The organism is Sphingobacterium sp. UBA7855, from assembly GCA_002500745.1.
In the GTDB taxonomy this organism is placed as follows: Bacteria; Bacteroidota; Bacteroidia; order Sphingobacteriales; family Sphingobacteriaceae; genus Sphingobacterium.
The window spans coordinates 1-21,766 of the sequence record DLST01000009.1; the positions used below are offsets into that span (position 1 = coordinate 1).

The 21,766-nt window shown below is 39.1% G+C and carries 25 protein-coding genes; 12 read left to right on the top strand and 13 right to left on the bottom strand.

All coding sequences use genetic code 11. The features are described from left to right. From B2107_RS06160 to B2107_RS06170, 3 genes are all read left to right on the top strand, one after another. Nucleotides 1–312, top strand: a 312-nt coding sequence (locus B2107_RS06160) for a hypothetical protein (protein WP_293954090.1), incomplete at its 5' end; no start/stop codon positions are given. 23 nt (nt 313–335) lie between these two features. Beyond that, nucleotides 336–1,223 (top strand): DUF4886 domain-containing protein, encoded by an 888-nt coding sequence (locus tag B2107_RS06165; RefSeq protein WP_293954092.1) that lies wholly within the window; start codon nt 336–338, stop codon nt 1,221–1,223. A gap of 7 nt (nt 1,224–1,230) precedes the next feature. After that, a complete protein-coding gene (locus tag B2107_RS06170; RefSeq protein WP_293954094.1) occupies nt 1,231–1,731 on the top strand; it encodes a DinB family protein in 501 nt (166 codons plus the stop codon). A 78-nt stretch (nt 1,732–1,809) separates the two neighbouring features. Here B2107_RS06170 and sucD read toward each other — a convergent pair whose 3' ends face one another. After that, the gene (sucD, locus tag B2107_RS06175) at nt 1,810–2,682 is read right to left on the bottom strand and encodes a succinate--CoA ligase subunit alpha (RefSeq protein ID WP_293954096.1); all 873 of its coding nucleotides are present in this window, start codon (nt 2,680–2,682) and stop codon (nt 1,810–1,812) included. Nucleotides 2,683–2,772: 90 nt separating this feature from the next. Continuing rightward, complete coding sequence (locus B2107_RS06180) at nt 2,773–3,306, bottom strand: RNA methyltransferase (RefSeq protein ID WP_293954098.1); 534 nt, start codon at nt 3,304–3,306, stop codon at nt 2,773–2,775. A gap of 114 nt (nt 3,307–3,420) precedes the next feature. Here B2107_RS06180 and rpsT point away from each other — a divergent pair, with 114 nt between their 5' ends. Continuing rightward, nucleotides 3,421–3,675, top strand: coding sequence for a 30S ribosomal protein S20 (gene rpsT / locus B2107_RS06185; RefSeq protein WP_046671646.1), 255 nt, complete (start codon nt 3,421–3,423; stop codon nt 3,673–3,675). A 146-nt stretch (nt 3,676–3,821) separates the two neighbouring features. Here the strand turns inward: rpsT and B2107_RS06190 are convergent, their stop codons facing one another. Together B2107_RS06190 and B2107_RS06195 are read right to left on the bottom strand one after the other, a co-directional pair. Continuing rightward, nucleotides 3,822–4,673: a 3-keto-disaccharide hydrolase gene (locus B2107_RS06190; RefSeq protein ID WP_293954100.1), complete on the bottom strand. Its 852-nt coding sequence runs from the start codon at nt 4,671–4,673 to the stop codon at nt 3,822–3,824. 39 nt (nt 4,674–4,712) lie between these two features. Then, nucleotides 4,713–5,546: a helix-turn-helix transcriptional regulator gene (locus B2107_RS06195; RefSeq protein WP_293954102.1), complete on the bottom strand. Its 834-nt coding sequence runs from the start codon at nt 5,544–5,546 to the stop codon at nt 4,713–4,715. A 410-nt stretch (nt 5,547–5,956) separates the two neighbouring features. On the opposite strand from B2107_RS06195, the gene B2107_RS06200 reads away from it, so the two are divergent. After that, nucleotides 5,957–7,453: a succinate CoA transferase gene (locus B2107_RS06200; protein WP_293954104.1), complete on the top strand. Its 1,497-nt coding sequence runs from the start codon at nt 5,957–5,959 to the stop codon at nt 7,451–7,453. Between the two features lie 202 nt (nt 7,454–7,655). On the opposite strand, the gene B2107_RS06205 is transcribed toward B2107_RS06200, so the two are convergent. Then, nucleotides 7,656–8,948 (bottom strand): hypothetical protein, encoded by a 1,293-nt coding sequence (locus tag B2107_RS06205; protein WP_293954106.1) that lies wholly within the window; start codon nt 8,946–8,948, stop codon nt 7,656–7,658. Between the two features lie 257 nt (nt 8,949–9,205). Between B2107_RS06205 and B2107_RS06210 the strand changes: the two genes are divergently transcribed. Together B2107_RS06210 and B2107_RS06215 are read left to right on the top strand one after the other, a co-directional pair. After that, complete coding sequence (locus tag B2107_RS06210) at nt 9,206–9,415, top strand: hypothetical protein (protein ID WP_293954107.1); 210 nt, start codon at nt 9,206–9,208, stop codon at nt 9,413–9,415. 183 nt (nt 9,416–9,598) lie between these two features. Then, nucleotides 9,599–12,118: a cation-translocating P-type ATPase gene (locus B2107_RS06215; protein WP_293954109.1), complete on the top strand. Its 2,520-nt coding sequence runs from the start codon at nt 9,599–9,601 to the stop codon at nt 12,116–12,118. A 51-nt stretch (nt 12,119–12,169) separates the two neighbouring features. Here B2107_RS06215 and B2107_RS06220 read toward each other — a convergent pair whose 3' ends face one another. From B2107_RS06220 to B2107_RS06235, 4 genes are read right to left on the bottom strand one after another with little or no spacing between them, the layout of a single operon-like run. Continuing rightward, nucleotides 12,170–13,108 (bottom strand): glycerophosphodiester phosphodiesterase family protein, encoded by a 939-nt coding sequence (locus B2107_RS06220; protein ID WP_293954111.1) that lies wholly within the window; start codon nt 13,106–13,108, stop codon nt 12,170–12,172. 3 nt (nt 13,109–13,111) lie between these two features. After that, nucleotides 13,112–13,627 carry a shikimate kinase gene (locus B2107_RS06225; protein WP_293954113.1) on the bottom strand — a complete coding sequence of 172 codons (516 nt, stop codon included), beginning with the start codon at nt 13,625–13,627 and terminating at the stop codon, nt 13,112–13,114. A gap of 5 nt (nt 13,628–13,632) precedes the next feature. Continuing rightward, nucleotides 13,633–14,817, bottom strand: a complete 1,185-nt coding sequence (locus tag B2107_RS06230) for a BT_3928 family protein (protein WP_293954115.1) — start codon at nt 14,815–14,817, stop codon at nt 13,633–13,635. Nucleotides 14,818–14,824: 7 nt separating this feature from the next. Continuing rightward, on the bottom strand, nt 14,825–15,367 hold the full coding sequence (locus B2107_RS06235) for a DUF1599 domain-containing protein (protein WP_293954117.1): 543 nt from the start codon (nt 15,365–15,367) through the stop codon (nt 14,825–14,827). 290 nt (nt 15,368–15,657) lie between these two features. Here B2107_RS06235 and B2107_RS06240 point away from each other — a divergent pair, with 290 nt between their 5' ends. The 4 genes from B2107_RS06240 (at nt 15,658) to cysM (ending at nt 18,626) form a co-directional block, all read left to right on the top strand. Continuing rightward, nucleotides 15,658–16,455: a HipA family kinase gene (locus B2107_RS06240; RefSeq protein ID WP_293954119.1), complete on the top strand. Its 798-nt coding sequence runs from the start codon at nt 15,658–15,660 to the stop codon at nt 16,453–16,455. Continuing rightward, nucleotides 16,433–16,816 (top strand): DUF3037 domain-containing protein, encoded by a 384-nt coding sequence (locus B2107_RS06245; protein ID WP_293954121.1) that lies wholly within the window; start codon nt 16,433–16,435, stop codon nt 16,814–16,816. The genes B2107_RS06240 and B2107_RS06245 overlap by 23 nt, the downstream gene beginning before the upstream one ends. A 122-nt stretch (nt 16,817–16,938) precedes the next feature. Continuing rightward, nucleotides 16,939–17,748, top strand: coding sequence for a serine O-acetyltransferase (locus B2107_RS06250; protein WP_293954123.1), 810 nt, complete (start codon nt 16,939–16,941; stop codon nt 17,746–17,748). A gap of 5 nt (nt 17,749–17,753) precedes the next feature. Next, nucleotides 17,754–18,626 carry a cysteine synthase CysM gene (cysM, locus tag B2107_RS06255; protein ID WP_293954125.1) on the top strand — a complete coding sequence of 291 codons (873 nt, stop codon included), beginning with the start codon at nt 17,754–17,756 and terminating at the stop codon, nt 18,624–18,626. Between the two features lie 56 nt (nt 18,627–18,682). Here the strand turns inward: cysM and B2107_RS06260 are convergent, their stop codons facing one another. From B2107_RS06260 to B2107_RS06275, 4 genes are all read right to left on the bottom strand, one after another. Next, nucleotides 18,683–19,060, bottom strand: coding sequence for a bleomycin resistance protein (locus B2107_RS06260; protein WP_293954127.1), 378 nt, complete (start codon nt 19,058–19,060; stop codon nt 18,683–18,685). Nucleotides 19,061–19,120: 60 nt separating this feature from the next. Further along, nucleotides 19,121–19,579 carry a GNAT family N-acetyltransferase gene (locus tag B2107_RS06265; RefSeq protein ID WP_293954129.1) on the bottom strand — a complete coding sequence of 153 codons (459 nt, stop codon included), beginning with the start codon at nt 19,577–19,579 and terminating at the stop codon, nt 19,121–19,123. A 40-nt stretch (nt 19,580–19,619) separates the two neighbouring features. Continuing rightward, a complete protein-coding gene (locus B2107_RS06270) occupies nt 19,620–20,078 on the bottom strand; it encodes a MaoC family dehydratase (RefSeq protein ID WP_293954131.1) in 459 nt (152 codons plus the stop codon). 141 nt (nt 20,079–20,219) lie between these two features. Continuing rightward, nucleotides 20,220–20,651 (bottom strand): SRPBCC domain-containing protein, encoded by a 432-nt coding sequence (locus B2107_RS06275; protein WP_293954133.1) that lies wholly within the window; start codon nt 20,649–20,651, stop codon nt 20,220–20,222. 197 nt (nt 20,652–20,848) lie between these two features. Between B2107_RS06275 and B2107_RS06280 the strand changes: the two genes are divergently transcribed. Further along, on the top strand, nt 20,849–21,655 hold the full coding sequence (locus B2107_RS06280) for an alpha/beta hydrolase (protein WP_293954135.1): 807 nt from the start codon (nt 20,849–20,851) through the stop codon (nt 21,653–21,655). The last annotated feature ends 111 nt before the right edge of the window (nt 21,656–21,766 follow it).

Consider the following 21,766-nt stretch of genomic DNA (forward strand, 5'->3'; position numbering starts at 1 on the left):
GTATTTCCATGTAGAGGCTATGGCCTATCCTTCGCCTATCGGTCATCGCAGCACAGGACCGTCGGAGAGCCCAGTCCATCGGTAGCTGCTCCGAAGCCGCCGCTATCCTGCAACATCATTATTGGACAATCGTTTGCATTCCATAATTGCTTTATTACTTCGATTTGTCTGCTGCCGCTAAAAGATGTTGAGGCTGGTCCAGCGGAGGCTATCCATCTGCCATGTACTTTTTCCCATCCTTACTCGCTGCGTGACCAATCCCTATCCTATTTCTATTTGCTATCATTCGTATTTGTGCCAGATATTAACTAATTTAGTGCTTATTGCATTTTATTATGATGAAAATAAAACAGATATCGATATTCATTTTTTTGATCTTGTTCTTTCTAAAGCATGATCGACTAATTGCGCAGAATAAATCTCTAGACGACGGCGTCTTACGCATTTTGGCCATTGGTAATAGCTTTTCCGAAGATGCTATTGAACAAAATTTATATGAATTAGCGAAAGCAGGAAAGAAAAAGATAGTGATCGGAAATCTCTATATTGGCGGAGCTCCTTTGAGTTTACATGTAAGGAATGCAAAAGATGATAAGCCTGCTTACCGCTATCGCAAAATCAATATTGATGGAAAAATGTCTGAGAAAGCAAATGAACGCTTATCTGAGGCGTTAATAGATGAAGCCTGGGATTATATCAGCTTTCAGCAAGCAAGTCCACTATCGGGTGATTATGATTCCTATGCGAAAGATCTTCCCCTTTTGTATGAGTACGTAACGAAGCATGTTGCATTTCCTGAGACAAGATATATATTGCATCAGACTTGGGCATATCAAAATGGGGCATCTCACGAAGGTTTTGTCCGTTATAACCGTAGTCAGGATATTATGTATAAGGCGATTGCCCGTACTTCTCGAGAGGTCTTTAACTGGGGGAATTTTGATCTATTAGTGCCGTGCGGCACAGCGATCCAAAATGCACGCTCAAGTTTTATCGGAGATCATTTTACACGCGATGGTTATCATCTAAATTTAGATTACGGACGTTTTACTGCGGCTTGTACCTGGTATGAATCTTTGTTCCATGAAAGTGTGTTGAGTAATACATTTTTACCCCTCAAAGTAACCTATGTGGAGGGAACTATTGCGCGGGCTGCTGCACATAAGGCAGTGGAAACTCCTTATGGAGTAACTGTATTAAAGGATTTTCAATTAGTCAATTAATATTTATATGAGTATTAAAAAGAGTTATTTGATCGAATTGGATCAAGAAACCAAAAACACAAGACGTATTTTAGATCGTATACCGGATGATAAATTGGATTGGCGTCCGCACGATAAATCAATGCGCTTGGGTGAGCTGGCTTCTCACGTGGTTGGACTACACAACTGGGTACACCAGGCAATACCAAAAGATGTATTCGATTTCAGAGTGGATTATCAACCTATTAAAGTGTCCTCTGTAGAAGAATTAAAAGAAATCTTAACAATGGGATTGGAAAATAATAAGGCCGCAATTGAAGGTATTCAAGAGGAAGACTGGTTTAAAGAGTGGGGGTTACAATCTGGAGATTATGTTATTGCACGTTTACCCCGAGCCGGAGCGATACGTTTTATTGTTAATAACCATATAATACATCATCGTGGTCAGTTAACGGTATATTTACGATTGTTGGATATTGCTGTACCTGGCTTATATGGACCATCGGCAGATGAAGCAATGCCGATATAGTGTGTATCGTCGCCAATTAAGAAAAAGAAAGGGAATCAAATTTTTGATTCCCTTTCTTTTATATGCTTTATCAGCTAGTTATTTAGCCAATTCTTCAGCGATTGCTTTTCCGATTTCAGCTGGAGACTCAACAACACGAATGCCACACTCACGCATAATTTTCATTTTTGCAGCTGCTGTGTCGTCTGCACCACCTACAATTGCACCAGCGTGTCCCATACGACGTCCTGGAGGCGCTGTTTGGCCTGCGATAAATCCAACAACAGGTTTAGTACCATGTTCTTTGATCCAATGAGCAGCTTCAGCTTCCATTCCACCACCGATTTCACCAATCATGATGATAGCTTCAGTTTCAGGATCATTCATCAATAATTCAACAGCTTCTTTTGTTGTTGTACCGATAATAGGGTCGCCACCAATTCCGATTGCAGTTGTAATTCCTAATCCCGCTTTTACCGTTTGATCTACAGCTTCGTAAGTCAAAGTTCCCGACTTAGAAACAACACCTACATTACCTTTTTTGAAGATAAATCCTGGCATGATACCGATTTTAGCTTCGTCTGCAGTGATAATACCTGGACAGTTAGGACCGATTAAACGAGAGTTTTTGTCGCTTAAATAAGATTTAACTTGGATCATATCCTTTGTCGGGATACCTTCTGTGATACAAACAATCACTTCAATACCTGCAGCGGCAGCTTCCATGATCGCATCCGCAGCAAATGCTGGAGGTACAAAGATAATAGAAACATTAGCTCCTGTAGCGTCTACTGCATCTTGAACAGTATTGAATACAGGACGGTCTAAGTGTTGTTGACCACCTTTACCAGGAGTAACACCACCAACTACATTTGTTCCGTACTCAATCATTTGAGTAGCATGGTAAGTACCTTCGTTTCCAGTGAAACCTTGAACGATTACTTTTGAATCTTTATTAACTAATACACTCATTTCTTCTTTAAATTTTGCACACAAATCTACTATTTTGCTTTCTAAAATGGAAGCAATGTGAATAGGAATGTGACCTTTATTGATAAATTTTTAAATGGAATTGCGTTTTTGGATAAAATCCCAAAGAATAATGCCAATTGCGACAGATACATTGAAGGAGTGTTTCGTTCCGTATTGCGGTATTTCGATACAGGTATCAATTTTTCTCATGACCTCTTCATCCACCCCATTGACTTCATTTCCAAAAATCAATGCATATTTTTGGTGATTTTCGGGTTTGAAATCATGTAGCATAACACTGTTATCTGCTTGCTCAATGGCAACAATGACATAGCCTTCTGACCGAAGCTGATCGACGACAGCTGCAGTATCCTGATGATATTCCCAAGCGACCGATTGGGTTGCTCCTAAGGCTGTCTTTTCGATTTCGCGATGGGGAGGCGTTCCGGTGATGCCACACAAGTATATTTTTTCAATAGCAAACCCATCTGCTGTACGAAAGGCCGAGCCTACATTATGCATGCTCCGTACATTGTCCATAATGATTGCGATTGGAGTTTTTTCTTGTTTTTTAAACGATTCAACATCTGTACGTTGAAGTTCATCCATCGATAATTTTTGCATGCTGCAAATATACTAAACCTAAAAAATAAAATAGATTTTGAATATTGAAAATAAGGTGTTATTTTTGCAGTCCGAATTACAAGAAAAAAATTGAATAAAAATTAGCTAAAAAAAATGGCAAATCATAAATCAGCGATCAAAAGAATTAGAGCAAACGCTACTAAACGTTTAAGAAACCGTTACCAAGCAAAAACTACACGTAACGCAATCAAAAAATTACGTCATACTACTTCTGCGGAAGAAGCAAAAACATTGTTACCACGCGTAATTTCTATGCTTGATCGTTTGGCAAAGAAAAATGTGATCCACAAGAAAAAAGCTTCAAACAACAAATCTAAGTTAACTAAATTTGTTAACGGTTTAGCGTAAGCTTTTTGTATAGATATTGAGGGGTACAGCTCGCTGTATCCCTTTTCTTTATGTTATATACTTTGGATTTCTCTTTCCAAGCGAATTGTAAATAAAAAAGCATCGATATTCGATGCTTTTTTACGTTTAATCCTTTCTTGCAAACCTTATTGGTGCAAATTGGGTAGCAATTCGGCAATAACCTTTTTCAATTTGTTTGGATCTTTCATATAAGGTTCTAAATCGTAAAGCTCTACCTTTTTGAAGTCAATCGGATGACTTTCACTTTGAAGTGAAATGGTACCTTTAGTCAATAGCTGACCATCTTTTTTTACGTTTGGGTCAAAATCGCTTACGTTTCCGCCACCAATTTGGGGCTTAGTATACTGTAAGACTACTTTATCTTCAAGAATATGCTGTACTAAAGAGTCGCCCAGCACTAGGAAATCCGCAGTTACCCATTGGTCCCCGGCATAAGTTTTGGATGTTGAGCTGATGCAATGTGGCGTGAATAATTTGTTGTTCATAACAACGTTGGTACCTGGGGTACACAAATTACTTGTGGTCCGTTCATCTTTGCCATTTCCGCCCAACAGCTGTCCTTCAATTGATATTGGAAAGTCCTGATCTACGCCCATGGTTTTTGGATCTTGTCCATGTAACATGGCTCCACTATTACGCCAGGCCCAGCCTTCACCACCATTCGCCTGTTCACCAACAAATCGGTAAGTGACACGTAATAGATAAGCAGAGAATTCTTTATTATAGAACAGGTGGCCATACTGAAAATTGAAATTATCATAGCCATCATATCTCACCTTAAGTAATCCGTCTTCTACGCGAAATGTATTTTTATAATTATCCCCAACTTTGTGATTTCTAATCTTAGGGGTCCAGTTCTTTAAGTCTTTCCCATTAAATAATTGAATGGGTTTGGGTTTCTTGTCTTGAGCGTTGGCAAATAGATTAGTGCTAAGCAATAGAATTCCAGCACTATAAATGATATGTTTGAATTTCATCCTGAATTAGGTTTATTGACCTAAATTAGGTAAACATTTTTATATAAGCAATTCTTTTTGTTTGACATATTCGCTGGGACGGATACCGACAACCTTATTGAATGTGTTACTAAATGTGGGTAAGCTATTATACCCCACTTTGAGTGCAACTTCATTTACACTCAATTTTTCGTCCAAAAGCAGCTTAAGTGCCGTCAGCATTCTGAGGATTGTGTAATACTGGATAAAAGACATATTTAATTCTTTTTGAAACAATCTGGCTAATGTGCGTTCGCTAATGTTAAATAATCCTGCAAGCTTTTTAAAGTTGACATTTTCCGTTATATTTTCTTCTAGGTAAGTGACTATATCCTTTAATTTTTGGTGACTGGGATAGGGCAGGGCTAATGGAAGTTCATGCAGGGATAACTCTGGAAGGATAAGTTTAAATGCAGTAGCAATGCTGTATTTAGGCTCTTCAACTGGAAATATATTGCCGTTCCAGCGGTTAGTGAACATGATAAGCTCTATCAAAAGATCATTTACAGGATAAATTCCCATCTTGCTGTAAAATGGAGCATCATTATTGGCTTTTGGAAAGTATAAATTACGCATAACGACCTCTGGTGTGCTCGGATGAATACTATGCTTTATACCGGCAGGAATCCATAAATAATGACGCGCTGGTAAGAAATATGACTTTTTCTCTGTTTTGATAAAAACCACACCGCCTTCGGTATATAGAAATTGATCCTTATCGTGGCGATGCTCGGAAATATATTGCTCTGCTATAATAGCGTGATGACAATAAATGCTATCTTCAAATGAGTCTACTTCCGTCATGTAATAACGGTTGACATATTTTGCATCTGTCGTAATATCTTGTGTATTCATTTTAAACTATCATCCTATTTGACAAAGGTAAGACTTTTTTACTAGACGGCACCTTTTACTTACTAAAGGTGAGTGTGCACTTACAGTAAAACGGTTTTTCTCTATCTTGAAAGTTAGTATTTACTTACTCTAATTTTTAGGTATTATGGGTAAGTTATTTATTTACAGTATGATATAAATTATAAATGTAGGTGATGTAAACTATTTTTTTGCTATGATTTGTTGTATATTTTTGATCTTTAGCTAATTGCGTATTCTTAGTCGCGTTTGAATAATTTTGTGTCACATGACAATAAATATAGCGCTGGAAAAAATGCTAAAATTGTTTGGTGTAAAGCTCTATGATATATATTAAATAGCTTTCAATTTCTTAAGTTTACAATAACTGAATAAAATAAAATTATAACACTATGGCTTACGAAAGAATAAAAGTTCAAAGCTTACATGATAAAGTAATTACAGGGGAGGAAGCCGCTCAATTATTTCAAAATGGAATGGTGGTTGGATCTAGTGGTTTTACGAAGGCTGGAGATAGCAAGGTTGTATTACCGGCATTAGCTGAACGAGCCAAGGTGGATCCATTGAAAATAACCTTGATCACAGGGGCTTCTTTAGGGCATGGAACTGACGGTAAATTGGCCGAGGCGGGAGCACTATCCAAGCGCATGCCTTTCCAGGTAGATCGTATTCTCCGTAATAAAATAAATACTGGAGATGTATTGTTTATTGATCAACATCTAAGCGAAACAGCAGAATTGCTGCACAATAAGAATTTACCTCAAGTAGACATTGCCGTTCTCGAAGTTGCAGCAATTGAATCTGACGGAAGTATTGTTCCAACGACTTCTGTGGGCAATTCAGCGACTTTTGCTGCTTTGGCTAAGCAGGTTATTTTGGAGATAAATACAGCGATCCCGATGAGCATCAAGGGGATACATGATATTTACCAGGCAGAGGATTATCCACGGCGTAATGTTATTCCAATCGTCGCTCCTGAAAATAAAATTGGGCGTAAAACTATTCCTTTGGACCCAAGCAAGGTGGTGGGGATTGTTTTTACGAATGAATTGGATAGCCCTGCTGATATTGCTGAACCCGATATCAAAACAACAGCCATAGCCAAGCATATTTTAAACTTTTTTGAAAATGAAGTGGAACTTGGCCATTTGTCAGAGAGTTTAATGCCGCTTCAAGCGGGTATTGGAAAAGTTGCCAATGCTGTTTTGACGGGATTTATACATAGTAAGTTTCGAAATTTAACCATGTTTTCTGAGGTCTTGCAAGATAGTACATTCGACCTTATCGATGCCGGAAAACTTGATTTTGCTTCGGCTTCTTCAATAACAGTCTCGGAAGAATGTTATTCAAGAGTGTTTGATCATTTGGATCGATACCGTGATAAAATTGTGTTACGCCCGCAAAATATCTCCAATACTCCTGGATTGATCAAACGTTTGGGGATTATAGCGATCAATACTGCCATTGAGTTTGATATTTATGGAAATGTAAATTCTACCCATACTTCGGGTACTAATATTATGAATGGTATTGGAGGATCGGGCGATTTTGCGCGAAATGCTTATTTGAGCATCTTTGTCACTCAGGCAGCCTCTAAGGGCGATGCAATATCTCATATTGTTCCAATGGTTTCCCATGTAGATCACACGGAGCATGATGTAGATATATTAGTGACAGATTTTGGTTTGGCCGATTTACGTGGTTTAGCGCCTCGCGAACGTGCAAAAGTTATTATTGACAATTGCGTACACCCCGATTATAAGGAGCAGCTTTTAGATTACTATAACCGAGCTTGTGAAAGGGGGGGGCATACTCCGCATTTATTAGAAGAAGCTTTTAGCTGGCATATTCATCTCCGTGAAAAAGGTACTATGAAAAAGCATAAGTAGCGCTCTTCCAATTGAAGTATCACGTATTTTACCACCGATTATAATCCGATTTTGATCACTTAATTGCAGCGATTAAAATCATTAGGTCGCAATGGTGGTAACGATATCGTTGAGAATTACATGAACGATGGATTGAACAGTTTGGAAAGCAGGAATAATAGGAAAATGCCGTTAAATTAGTTGTTTTAACGGCATTTTTACGTTACATTTCCTTTAAACTCACCTCTTTCTTTTCACCATCTTTTTCGATGGTAATACGTTTTTCGATATTAGCCTTATCGACATAGGATGATCTTGCCGTACCATAATTTGTGGTGGAACCTGTATAGCCCCAATAATTGTAATAATTAGTATAACCTGATACGTATGAATAGTTGTAAGAATTGGTGAAATCGAAGCTTGCCATGATCACGTAACTACCAGGCATCAGATCTGTAAATTCGAAATGTCCTTCATCGTCGTATACCTTTGCTTTTTTAACGGCATAACCGAAATCAGGATCTAATGGCACTTCCTGAACCTTCTTCTGTTTTCGTATCTTTTTATTGACTTCCAGCCATTCTTCGTAATAAGGAGAGTTGGCGAAGAGTGCGATTTCTGTACCTTTGGGAGCATACTGCTTTTTTGCGGTATTGACGAGACCACCAAGTTTTTTTCCAGAGCTAGACCTTGCGTAAGCCGTCCCGATGATAACACTATTCCCTTGGGCTATCTGCTGGGCAGCTTGTTCTTTGTTGAATCTATTTTTAATAGGTTGATAGTCCAGCTCTTCGTTTACTGTAATTTCCCATTTTCCGTTACCCATGGACATCTCACGTTGCCATAACCGTCGATCTTTCTTATCGACAACGTAATTGTAGATGGCACCGGTACTCTCTTCCAAAAGTGTAACTAGCCAACTGTCGTGCTTGCCCGTTTTGGGGGAACCATAACTGTAGCTTTTTACTTCCTTGATTGTGTAGTCTTCAACGAAAATGTCTGAATTACTATTGTAGTAGAATTGTGGGATGCGCGCTTTATAACCGAGATCTAAAGGGAGTGTTAAAATCAGGTGATCCATCCAATTAAAATCTACAAATGGCTGAGTCGGATTTAAGCTAATCTTTTTATCTTTTTTAGTTTTCTTCGAATAATAATTACCTGTAATTGTTTCGCCAAAGCTGAGGTTTAGTTTTGTTTCCTTTCCGTCGCTGGAATAGCTTATAGGTTTAAGCGTTTTTGCATCGGCAACAGTGGTTCGCATCGATGTCCATGCATTATCCTTTGGAATATAGGTATTGGTTAAAGTCAGCTGATTATTAGCGGCGATAATGTTGTAGGTCAATGACCCTTGTTTATCCCAGTTGTTATCTTTGACATAATAGACAGTGTACAGCGATTTTTCTGGTTTAATATAGTTGGTGTTGATATCTCGACTCCCCGGTGTGACGGTTTTCTGACAAACGCCAACAGCAGGAAGTAAACCTACACTTAAAACAAAGGCATATATTTTCATATCTGTGATCATATTGTTAATGAAAAGCAAGCTGTTTTCTTATTCGATTTATGTATCTAAGGTAATAAAAAACTTTTTGATTTTTTGTCACTGTCGATTCATTCAATGACTTACTTTTGCGCGGATTTTAGGGAATATAGTCATGCCAACGATTTATCGCTTAGTGTTGTTCTAATTTTAAAGGAATTGCTTTTTGTAAAATTGATATTCCGTTATTGGCGTATTTTTTATTGTTGCATAAGTGTAAGATATAGTATATGGAGAAACAACAAATCACGACGAAAAAAATAGAAGAATGGATTGCGGAGGGCTATGACATTCTTCAGGATGGAGAGTTAATTAAAGTTGAAGGTGATATACCCGAATTTTTGAAGCAAGTCTCGGAAGATACAGCGGATACAGCACCTAAAACTTATTTATTGAAAGAGCTACTAACTTGGCCGGAGGAAGAGCTCAAAAAAATATAAATAAGGTTAAACGGTGCGTTATTTTGAGTTTCTTGGTGTTTTGCGTTCCTTGAAAACCAATTGAATATGTGTTATATTGCTAAAAACCGTGAATTAGCGTGATAGAATACCTGACCAGTAGTAGATTTGACCGGTTTAAAATCGGAATTATTTATTATATTTAGGTAACCTAGTTAATTCGATATGTCATATCCTATTCCTGAAAATTTGAAAGGTCTTTCTGCAAGCGAGGTTGCGGCTGCTCGATATCAATATGGTTGGAATCAATTGAGCGAAAACCATAAAAGTACCTGGTTTGAACTACTTGTTGGCATTTTGAAGGAGCCGATGTTGATTCTTTTGATCGTTATCTCCATGATTTATATGCTTGTAGGGAATTATGGAGAGGCGGTATTTATGTTTGCTGCTATTGTTGCAGTCACAACAATTTCGTTTTATCAAGATAACCGAAGTAAGAGGGCTTTAGAGGAATTAGAAAAGCTAAATGAACCATTAAGTACTGTCATTCGTGATGGTAAGGTTATTGAAATCCCGACTCATGAGATTGTTGTAGGGGATCTTTGTATTACCGAAGAAGGACGTATTATAAACGCAGACGGCCATATTTTACATAGTAACGATTTTTCTGTTAATGAATCTTCTTTGACAGGAGAGAGCTTTTCCGTATTTAAGGATAATAAATCCGAAGATAACATGGTGTATGGCGGAACCGTTACAGTTTCTGGCCTTGCAGTATTTGAAGTTACAAAAATTGGCAAAGCGACGCGTGTTGGAAAGATAGGCGAGTCTATAAGCAGCATCAAAGAAGAGATTTCACCATTGCAGTTGCAAATTCAAAAGTTTGTAAAAGCAATGGCCGTTATTGGTATCGTAATTTTTTTGTTTGTATGTGTATATAGTTTTATTAAGAGTGGCAATTTTGTTGCAAGCTTACTAAATGGGCTTACTTTGGCTATGTCAGTACTACCTGAAGAGATTCCTGTTGCATTCACCACATTTATGGCACTGGGTGCTTGGAAACTTATGCGTCAAGGAATTATAATCAAAAGAAGCAGTATTGTTGAGACGTTGGGTAGCACCACAGTAATTTGTACGGATAAGACGGGAACCATTACCCAAAATTCAATGCAGTTAAAATACCTGTATAACTACGCTAGTGATTCCTCGTATAAACAAGAAGAGTTTGGCGATCCAGTGCTGAGTGAACTTATCGATTACACTATGTGGAGTAGTGAGCCTGTGCCCTTTGATCCGATGGAAATTACATTGCATAACATATACGAAAAAACGCAGCATCCGGACCTTAGAAATGGATTCAGGCTATTTCATGAATATCCCCTGGAAGGCAAGCCGCCGATGATGACCCATCTTTTCGAAAATGGCCATAGAGAAAGGATTATTGCGGCTAAGGGCGCTCCTGAAGCTATTCTAAGCGTTTCAAGGCTTCCCGAACATGAGAAGAATAAAATTAGAGGTATTGTTAAATCCTATGGAGAGCAGGGGTTTCGTCTATTGGGCGTGGGCAAGGCGAACTTCGAAGGCGATAATTTTCCTAAAAGGCAACAGGATTTTGCGTTTGAATTTTTAGGACTGACCGTGTTTTATGATCCACCTAAGAAAGATATTGATAAAGTCTTCGAGCATATCTATGCGGCGGGGATTAAAGTTAAAGTAATAACTGGTGATAATGCTGATACCACGAAGGCAATAGCGGCTCAGGCTGGAATTATTAGCTCAGCTCCGCCAGTCAATGGCAGCGAAATAGTGAGCCGGTCGGAAGATGAAATGATCGCATTAGCGGAGCAGACAACCTTATTTACGAGAATGTTCCCAGATGCTAAATTGGCCGTTGTAAATGTCCTGAAAAAGAAGGGTGAAGTCGTTGCTATGCTTGGCGATGGCGTCAATGACGGACCGGCGTTGAAAGCCGCTCATATCGGAGTGGCTATGGGGGATAAAGGTACTGAAATTGCAAAATCATCTGCAGCATTAATTATCACGAATGATGATTTAGAAAAGTTGACCATCGGTATAGCCGCCGGAAGAAGAATTTACGCAAACATCAAGAAGGCCGTTCAGTATATCATTTCTATTCATATCCCCATTATTTTAACCGTATCGCTCCCATTGTTTTTGGGTTGGGTATTTCCGCAGATTTTTAGCCCCGTTCATGTGATTTTTCTTGAGTTAGTGATGGGGCCTACTTGTTCGATTGTCTATGAAAACGAACCTATTGAAAAGGACACCATGAAACGCCCTCCCAGGGCGATGAGCGATACCTTTCTGAGTATCAAGGAGCTTGGTATAAGCATTGTTCAAGGGATTGTCATTACGATAGGCATTCTATTTATTTACCAACTTGCTGTTCAGCAGGGTAATACGGAAGAGAAAACCAGAGCAATGGTGTTTTCAACTTTAATATTTGCGAATATTTTTCTGAGTTATGCAAACAGATCTTTCCACTATAGTATCCTAGAAAGTTTTAAAAATCGAAATTTGTTGTTGTTGGGAATTTCGATCGCTGTGCTCTTATTTTTGGCTGCGATACTATATGTAGCACCCGTGGCCGACTTTTTTAACGTAACAGCGCTGAACGGATATGAATTAGGCATAACCTTCGCCGTTGCCGCTGTATCTGTACTATGGTTCGAGGTTTATAAAATGTTCAGAAGAATAGCCCATCAAAAAGTCGAGCGTAAATGAACGTAAATATAATTTTGGCATCGAAAAGAAGGCTTAATCAAATTGGGAATATTACTGAATAAATTTTGAAGTGATTCCTCTCTTTTTGACATAGAAATTCAGCGCTCGCCCTGCTTCAGTTGGGCGATCTGTACTCAATATATCGGCACCTCGGTCAATAAATCCTGCATAAACTTGAATACCTTTTTTGTCTGCTTGTTTGTCCAAATTACCAAGTGTGCCCAGTATACACATGATACCGTGATCGTGAAGTATCTTTGTCAACTGAGGCTCCGCTTCTCGCGTTCCTACAAAGGCTAATAGTCGATTGTCTGGAATATCTTTTTCATTAAGCCTGGCAAGATCGTTCAAGGTATTAATAGAAGCCGAAATCATTAAGTCGCCAGCGAGACTATGGACTTTGGCTGCTTGGTTAGCGCTGTAGGTAATGATGACCACACTAGATTCTGCGCGTTGCTTACGAATAGCATGAATAACAACTTCATAAGGAACATCATTTTTTATATCTAAGGTGAAAATTGCCTTATCTTTTCCCCAAGATAGCGCTTCTTCCAGCGTTGGGATCTGATATGGTGTTATTTTTTTATTATTATCCAATAGACGTAGCTGCTTGAGTTCCGACAAGGTGCTGGCGCTTACAGGTCCTCTGCCCGTCGTTGTACGGTTTAACGTATTGTCATGCATTAATACCAATGCTGAATCTTTGCTCATGCGTACGTCACACTCGATAATGACTGGCTGCAGGCTCGCATTATAAGAAAATGTTTCGATAGCATTCTCGGGGTATCCAGATGTCGGGCCGCCGCGATGCAAACTGACCAAAGGATAGCGATTATCGTCGTAGGTCAAAAACTGATACAGATCCTCCACATTTTGGAGCTGTATACGTTTGCCCACTGGCAAGCCATCCGTATTGGCTCCATGCTGAAAGCAACTGCTTAATACCAGACAGATCGATAAGAGGAAATAGTGGGCGATACGAGAATTCATTGTTTATTTATTGTGCTCAATAATCAGATCGGCCAGTTCTTCGACACTGGTATTTAATTGATCGATTGTTAAGTGGGCCTGTGTATAATGAGGCTCTCTTTCGATCAGTTTTTCTTCAATAAATATGCGGAGTTCTTCAGGTGATTTTCCGATCAGAATTGGTCTTTTGTGAAGTTTTGACTGCGAAAGCCTGTCAAATAGTGCTTTGGGAGACATTTGTAAATACACGGCATAACCATTTGCCTTAATCCAATCCATATTGTCGAAGAAACAAGGTGCACCGCCCCCTGTTGAGATTACAGCGGCTCTCTCCGCAAATTTACGCAATTGCTCGCGTTCCAACGCTCGAAATGCATCTTCGCCATATTGGGCGAAATATTCAGTAATACTCATACCGATTTGCTTGACGATCTCCTCATCTGTATCTATAAATGGCAGTGCTAATTTACTGGCAAGTTTTTTACCAAGTGTAGTTTTTCCACTTCCCATATAACCAATCAAAAATATAGGTTTAGGCATAGGTATTATTTGTCTTTACTTAGAAATTCATCTTCTATTGATTTGGCATCCGGGAAATTATTATAATGCCATTTTCCGATTACGTTTCCTCCTTTTAAGAGTAGTACGCCCGGATTTGCTCTGACCATACTTTTTAAAGGAACTAGATCGGCGTAGAATATCTCCGCGATTAATTGCATTTTATCACTCAGATATTGAGCATCTTTCGATGCTGACGCGGTTAATAAGACGACACGGAGTCCGTTATAATCTTTTGTTAATTGGATAGCTGCTTGATTGATCTTTTGAATGGCATCAATATTGGCCGTCGATAGATCTTTTGCAACGATAATAAGATTGTAGTAAGGATTAGCAATGATTTCTTGTGTGTGATCAGCTCCGTCTGCATCAGTGATTAAAAGATCTGGAATAGGAATATCATACCCCTTTTTGACTAATTTACTCTCAGGTTCACCTATAATTTCCCATGATTCATCTTCCCATAGTTTATCAGCCATATAAGTTTTGTCGTTGACCTTTTTAGTTTCGCCTGTCTTTCTATTTTTCATGGTATAGATTTGCTCAAACAGATCACCTTGTTTGCCTTCTGGCAATACCATTAACGAAGGTAAATTATTGCCAACCTTATAGGGTAAAAAATCAATAAATGGGAGATAGTTTACTGTATAAATGCCGATACCTAAGGAGATAACCGCTGTAATTAGTGTAGCAACAAACTGATTGCCTGATCCCTTGATAATAGATCGCAACTGTTTTCGGTTAAAAAATATTACTAGAATCAACGCTAGCAGCACGAGGTCTTTGGAAAATGATTGCCAAGGCGTGAGCGGGATTGCATCTCCAAAGCAGCCACAGGATGTCACAACCTCAAAAAAAGCCGAATAGAAGGTTAAAAAGGTGAAAAATAGGATCAGCAGGAGTAGCCCCCAAGCAACTGTATTGGCATACACCCCCAGTAACAATAGTGCTCCTAATAAAATTTCAAAACCACAGATCACGACAGCGATTGCGGTAGCATACTCATTAAAAGCTGTGAGATGAAACACCTCAAAGTATTCCTGGAGCTTATAGCCAAACCCTGTCGGGTCATTGGCTTTTATAAAACCTGAGAATATGAATAGAAGTCCGGTAAAAATTCGGCAAAACCCTAATAGGTAATTTGTTTTGTTGCGCTGCTGTGTCAATGTCATAATCCGGTTATTGTTGTGCTATCCCTAATTTAATCAATGCAAAAACTGCGTAATTGAGCATGTCCTGATAATTGGCATGTATACCTTCAGAAACAAGCGTTTGTCCATCATTATCTTCGATTTGTTTCACTCGGTGTATTTTCATTAAGATCAGATCAGTCATGGATGATACTCGCAAATCGCGCCAAGCCTCACCGTAGTCATGATTTTTAGCGAGCATAAGATCTCTCGTTTCAGTGACCTTTTCGGTATATTTTTGGTTTACAAAGGTAGGATCCAAATTTTCCTCGCCGTCTTCTCCCAAATCAATTTGAATCATGGCCATAACACAATAATTTATGATACCAATGTATTCGTCAGTAATTCCCTCGCCTACTTTGGAAACTTTTTTTATTTCTAGCGTACGTATACGCTGAGCTTTGATATAAATCTGATCTGTAATGGAAGATAGGCGCATAATTCGCCAAGCTGTTCCATAATCTTTTGTTTTTTTTATAAATAAATCCTGACAATGTTTGATCACATTGTTATATTCCTGAATGGTATCCATATCGTTGATTGAAGAAGACTTGATGAGACAAGTTGTGATTACACTACAAATATACTTAGAAAATAGTACTTCCGACGGTCAAATGAATGTACAATTTATGCTTTGTTGCTAAAATATAGATAATAATTTTGGATATTACCACAATATAAAGTTCGCAGGGTAAAGCACTGGGCAATGCTCAAATACATAGTGTAGATTTTTGTTTTCCATTTTTCTAAAATGTTTAATTGGGATAGGTTTTAATAGAGCGGATTAGTTTGCCAACTTTAGTTCATAAAAAATATAAATTCATGGATTTTCAACAACCTGTTATTAGGGAAGTAAAGATCATCCGATATGTACAGCCATTTCGGGAGGGGGGGTCTTTACCGGCACTGGTCGATGCCGATGATGGCTTCAGTTATGTCATAAAATTTAGGGGTGCGGGGCAAGGGCGGAAGGCCCTCATTGCCGAGTTAATTGGCGGAGAGCTGGCAAGACTGTTAAAATTGCGCGTCCCCGAAATTGTGTTTGCTGATTTGGACGAGTCTTTTGGTCGGACAGAGCCTGATGAAGAAATTCAGGATCTACTTAAATTCAGTGTGGGTAAAAACCTCGGTTTACATTTTCTGAGCGGAGCCATTACATTCGATGCAAATGTTGACGTTATTGCCGCGGAAGAAGCGTCTAAGATTGTTTGGTTAGATTCACTCTTAATGAATGTTGACCGAACTGTTCGGAACACAAATATGCTGATATGGCACAAAGAACTTTGGTTAATAGATCATGGTGCTGCTTTATATTTCCATCACAGCTGGGATAACTGGGAGGAACAGTCGTTAAAGCCATTTGTTCAGATCAAGGATCACGTACTGTTAAAAAATGCCAGTAGGGTGGGAGAGATCGATGTGGAATATCGTTCACTTTTTACGGAGACGGTATTTCGTGACATATTAGCCGTGGTACCGGATGAGTGGCTGGAAGATTCCGAACGTGAACTTTCGGCGGCGGATGCGCGAGAAGTATATGTTTCTTTCTTGAAACGCCGTGTAGCCAATTCATTCATTTTTGTAAAGCAAATTGAAGATGCCAGAAAAGACCTTATATGAGTACGCTGTGGTACGTTTGATACCACGGGTGGAGCGCGAGGAATTTATTAACGTCGGTATAGCTCTGTATTGTCGCAAGTACCGTTATGCGAAAATGATTTATTTTGTCAATGAACAGAAAGCGCGGTCTCTTTGTCCGGATATCGAATTGGAAATGATTGAAAATCATCTGTCTTCTTTCCAGCGAATCTGTCATGGGGAAAGAGGTGCCGGCAAACTTGCTGAGCTGGATATCACCGAACGTTTTCGTTGGTTGACAGCGAAGCGGAGTACCTTGATCCAATGTTCGGCTTCCCATCCTGGCTTGTGTGAAGATCCAGAAGTAACATTGAGAGCGTTGTTTGAGCGTTTGGTTCTTTAGGTCAAAGGATGTATTCCATTAGCGAGCGGATTTAAAGTGATGGTCAAAGCCGTTAAGTTTTTTAGTATAAGGCTTAATCTATAAATATTGTATAGTATATTTGTTTCAATAAATTAGTGAAGATGCATGATTTTTATCAACATATCTATGAGCAGCAATTGGCTGTTTTAGAGATGCCTTCTAATAAGAAGATCTGTGGATGGGCTATCCGAATCTTGGATGTGCTCTTTCCTGAACGAAATTCAGGCGATATGAAATCTGTCGATGACGTGAAGCTCGCTTTTGAGCAATTTGAATTGGAGCTCGAGCAGCTCTTGAGCAAATCCAAAGCTTGTCAAAGCTGCAATCATTCGGACGTAGCGCATAAATTTTTTGAACGGATTCCACAACTTTATGAATTGATGTGCTGGGATGCCGATGCGTTGATGGATGGGGATCCTGCAGCGCAGAACAAGAGAGAAGTCGTGCGTACTTATCCTGGTTTTTTTGCAATCTGTATTTTCCGGATCGCCAATGAACTGCATCGCTTGGGTGTTCCTTTGATACCACGTATATTGACGGAGCATGCTCATTCCAAAACTGGAATAGATATCCATCCCGGAGCAACGATAGGCCATCATTTGCATATTGATCACGGAACCGGACTGGTCGTTGGTGAGACTTGTACTATTGGTAATTATGTAAAGCTTTATCAGGGGGTAACCTTAGGCGCACTGAGTGTGGATAAGGTTTTTTCCAATGTAAAACGCCATCCGACTATAGGTGATCATGTGATTATCTATTCCGGTGCTACCATTCTTGGCGGCGAAACACAGATTGGACATCATTCGGTGATTGGCGGTAATGTGTGGCTCACAAGTTCTGTAGAGCCCTATACCACGGTATATCATCAAGCTACATCAAAGTTTATAGATTCAAAACCAATAAATTAAATACCATGGGAAATATCATAGATACGATTGGAAATACGCCATTAGTCGAGATTACGCAATTCCATACCAACCCGAAGGTGAAGATTTTCGCGAAAATGGAGGGTAACAATCCAGCTGGTTCAGTTAAAGATCGTGCGGCGCTCAATATGATCCGTTCAGCGATAGAACGTGGCGATATCACGCAGGATAGCAAATTAATTGAGGCAACAAGTGGCAACACAGGAATCGCACTGGCTATGATTGCAGGTATATATGGGTTGAGCCTAGAACTTGTCATGCCCGCTTCTTCTACCCGCGAGCGAACGCTTACGATGGAGGCTTATGGAGCGAAAGTTACCCTGTTGGAATCGATGGAAATATGCCGTGATTATGCGGAAGAAAAGGCGGAAAAAGAGGGCTATTTTATATTGAATCAATTTGCGAATCCAGATAATTACAAAGCACATATCAAGACCACAGGGCCTGAAATCTGGCGTGACACAGATGGTAAGATTACACATTTTGTAAGCGCCATGGGTACCACGGGGACAATTATGGGTAACTCCATCTACCTGAAAGAAAAAAATGCAGCCATTCAGATTGTAGGTTGCCAACCCACTCCTGAGTCGTCCATACCAGGTATACGGCGTTGGCCGGAGGCCTACTTACCGAAGATTTTTGATCCGGGCAGAGTAGATCGTGTTCTTGATATATCCCAACAGGAGGCAACTGAGCTTGCTCGGGAGCTTGTTAAGCGCGAAGGTGTTTTTGCAGGGATGAGTACGGGGGGAGCTTTAGCCGGAGCACTGAAAATTGCAAATGAAATTGAAGCGGGTGTCATTGTATTTATTGCCTGCGACCGCGGTGACCGTTATCTGAGCTCGGATCTTTTTGGTTAAAAATTACATGAAAAAATCACGGCCCACTAGGAAATTAGGGCAATTTTAACCCAATCTTAGTGGGCTTTTTGGAATTCAGCGTCATGCCCAAAGGTTATGAGGTTGCTGTCGGGGTCCAAAATTGAAAACTCACGCTGACCCCAAGGCTTGGTATCAAGTTTTCCATTGGGGTGTATAGCTACGTTGTTTGCCTGAAAAGATTGATACAAGCGGTCAATGTCGTCTGTACGGACGTACACCATACCATAGTTTTCTTCTGGTGAAAGTTCTTTAAATTCAAAAAAATGGATTTCAATATGGTCTTTTTTTAGCATGAGATAACCCTCGTAATCGACGTTCCCGATCAATGAAAAACCAAGTTTATGTACGTAAAAATCCTTTGTAATGGATTTATCGCGCATGGGTAGTTTGGGGTGAATGGCGGTCAGTTTCATCTGTATATATAAATAAAGTCTCGTTGATTAAATTCTGTTAGTTACTTCTTTCAAAGATAGTTATTTACCGTACCTCAACATAATCATATCTTTTAATAACTGGCCATTTTCATATATGGGCTGCTCATAATTTTTGATAAAAAAGTCTTTACGAATTCCGTATTTAACAAATCCATTTCGTTCATAGAACCGAATTTGTGCTAATCCGCAATCTGCGGTACCTACGATCAGGTTAGCATATTCTTGGTAATTGGCCTTAATAAAATCAAGCAATTGACTTCCGAGTCCCCTGCCTTGGAACGCTGGGGATACGGCGATGTTTTTAATTTCCAATGTTTCTGAATCGGCTGGATATAAACAGAAAACAGCGATAGGCGTTTTTCCATCATATACAACATGCACGAGGGAGTCATAAAGATATTTATCGATTGCATCTACCGTTTCGTCTGCTAAAAGCAACAAATCATAAGGGTATTCCTTATGATTTGTAATATGCTTTATTTGAAAGCCATTTTGCATTGATAGGGATTCGCTAATTTCTTTCGATTTATAGCAGGGACTAATTGAAATGATATAAAAAGATGACGTCACCTACGTAAGCGGGTTTTGCACTGTCTTTGATTTTCAATGTAGCTTCTATGGTTACTTTGATAACCCCTCTTAAATTGACGACAGACTTTACCAGTGTATGTAGCTGCACTGCATTGTCAACCAAAACGGGCTGTGCAAAACGTAGGTTTTCGATCCCATAATTGATTTCCATCTTGACATTTCTTACTTCAGCAATTTGTTTCCATAAATAGGGAATGAGAGACAATGTTAGATATCCATGAGCGATAGTTGATTTAAAAGGGCTATCAGTTTTTGCTTTTTCACTATCTAAATGAATCCATTGATGGTCGAGTGTTGCATCCGCAAATTGATTAATTTGTTTTTGATCAATAATATGCCATTGGGATTCGCCTAATGATTTTCCTTCAAAGGCTTTGTACTCTTCATAATTGTTAATTATTGTCATATGTAATCTTTTTATCGCGTTTTTGTTTTTTTGTTTTTGTCGGTCCCCACTATGTAAGGTGAAGGGAAGACGAATTTGTGGCTAAATATAACTATACTTTTAAGAATCCTAAAGCTATCCTTTATTTAAAAGGTGATGGAGTTATGCGTTTTGCGTATTTGCATACGTGTTTTCTACGTAAGATCTGAAATTTTCGAGTATGGCCTTCCATCCATTACGCTGCATATCAATCGAATTTTCAGATTCAGCATCGAAAATTATGGTGATTTCAGTTACAGATTTTTTAGCGTTGAAGTTGACTTCAACATGACGCCCATCAGGCATGACATAAGCTATTTTTTTAAAAGGCTCCAGTGCGGTATAGCTGCCTTCAAAATCAAACCCCATCGATCCATTTTTTGCTTCCATTCTATTTTTGAACTTTCCGCCAATGCGTAAGTCATTGATTGAACTTGTGCAGTGCCAATCATCTGAGGCATGGTTCCATTGCATGATATCTTCTGCCGAGTTATATGCATTCCAGACCGTTTCTACGGGCACGTTTATAGCGGTTTCAATTTTTATCCGTTCCATATAATGTGACTTTGTTTTCTATGTTAATACATGTTTTTTACGTTTATAACAGGTAAATTTGTGTTTGTTATACCTGTCTCCAGATAATTATTAAGATATAATAAAAAGTGCAAAATGGAAACTTATTTTAGCGCAATTAAATAGTTTCTCTTAAAGTTTGTTACCTTTAAGGGATATAAGACTTAAATACGATTTATATGTCCTTCAAATTCCTTATTATTTCTTTTTTCCTGTTATCGCCAAGTTTGATTTTTGCGCAGCACTATAAGACGACACCTGATGTTGCGTATTGCAAACCTAACGAGCCAGATTCTTATAAGAAAGAACGTTGTAAATTGGATATTTATATCCCGACAGATCGTAAAAATTTTGCTACCATTGTTTGGTTTCATGGGGGTGGACTAGAAGAGGGGAATAAATTTATTCCACTTGAACTTAAAGAGAAAGGTGTTGCGGTTATAGCGGTCAATTATCGATTGAGTCCTAAAGCAAAGGCCCCTGACTATATTGAAGATGCTGCAGAAGCTGTAGCATGGACATTTTCACATATTGCCAATTATGGTGGAGATCCCTCAAAAATTTATGTTTCGGGCCATTCGGCGGGTGGGTATTTGGCTCTAATGGTAGGCTTAGATAAGCAATATCTTGAAAAATTTGGTGTTGATGCAAATCGTATAAAAGGTCTGGCGCCGATTAGTGGACAGACCAATACACATTATACAATAAAAAAGGAACGTGGACAATCGATGGTGATCCCTCAGATTGATCAGTTCGCACCACTCTCATTTGTACGTAAAGATGCGCCGCCCATTCTCCTGATCACGGGCGATCAGCAATTGGAAATGGCTGCACGGTTTGAGGAAAATGCACATTTGGCAGCAATATTGAAGCAGGTTGGACATACAAAAACCTCACTCTATCAGCTGCAGGGCTTTGACCATGGCGGTGTATATGCACCTGCCTGTCTGCTGATGCTTAACTGGATTAGACGAATTGAGAGGTAGTTTTATGTATTTGAATAGCGTGTCAAAATACACCTTATTGAAATATCATAAACAAAAAATAAAATAGTACAATTGGTCATTCAAAAATTCTACCGACATTTACTTCCGAAA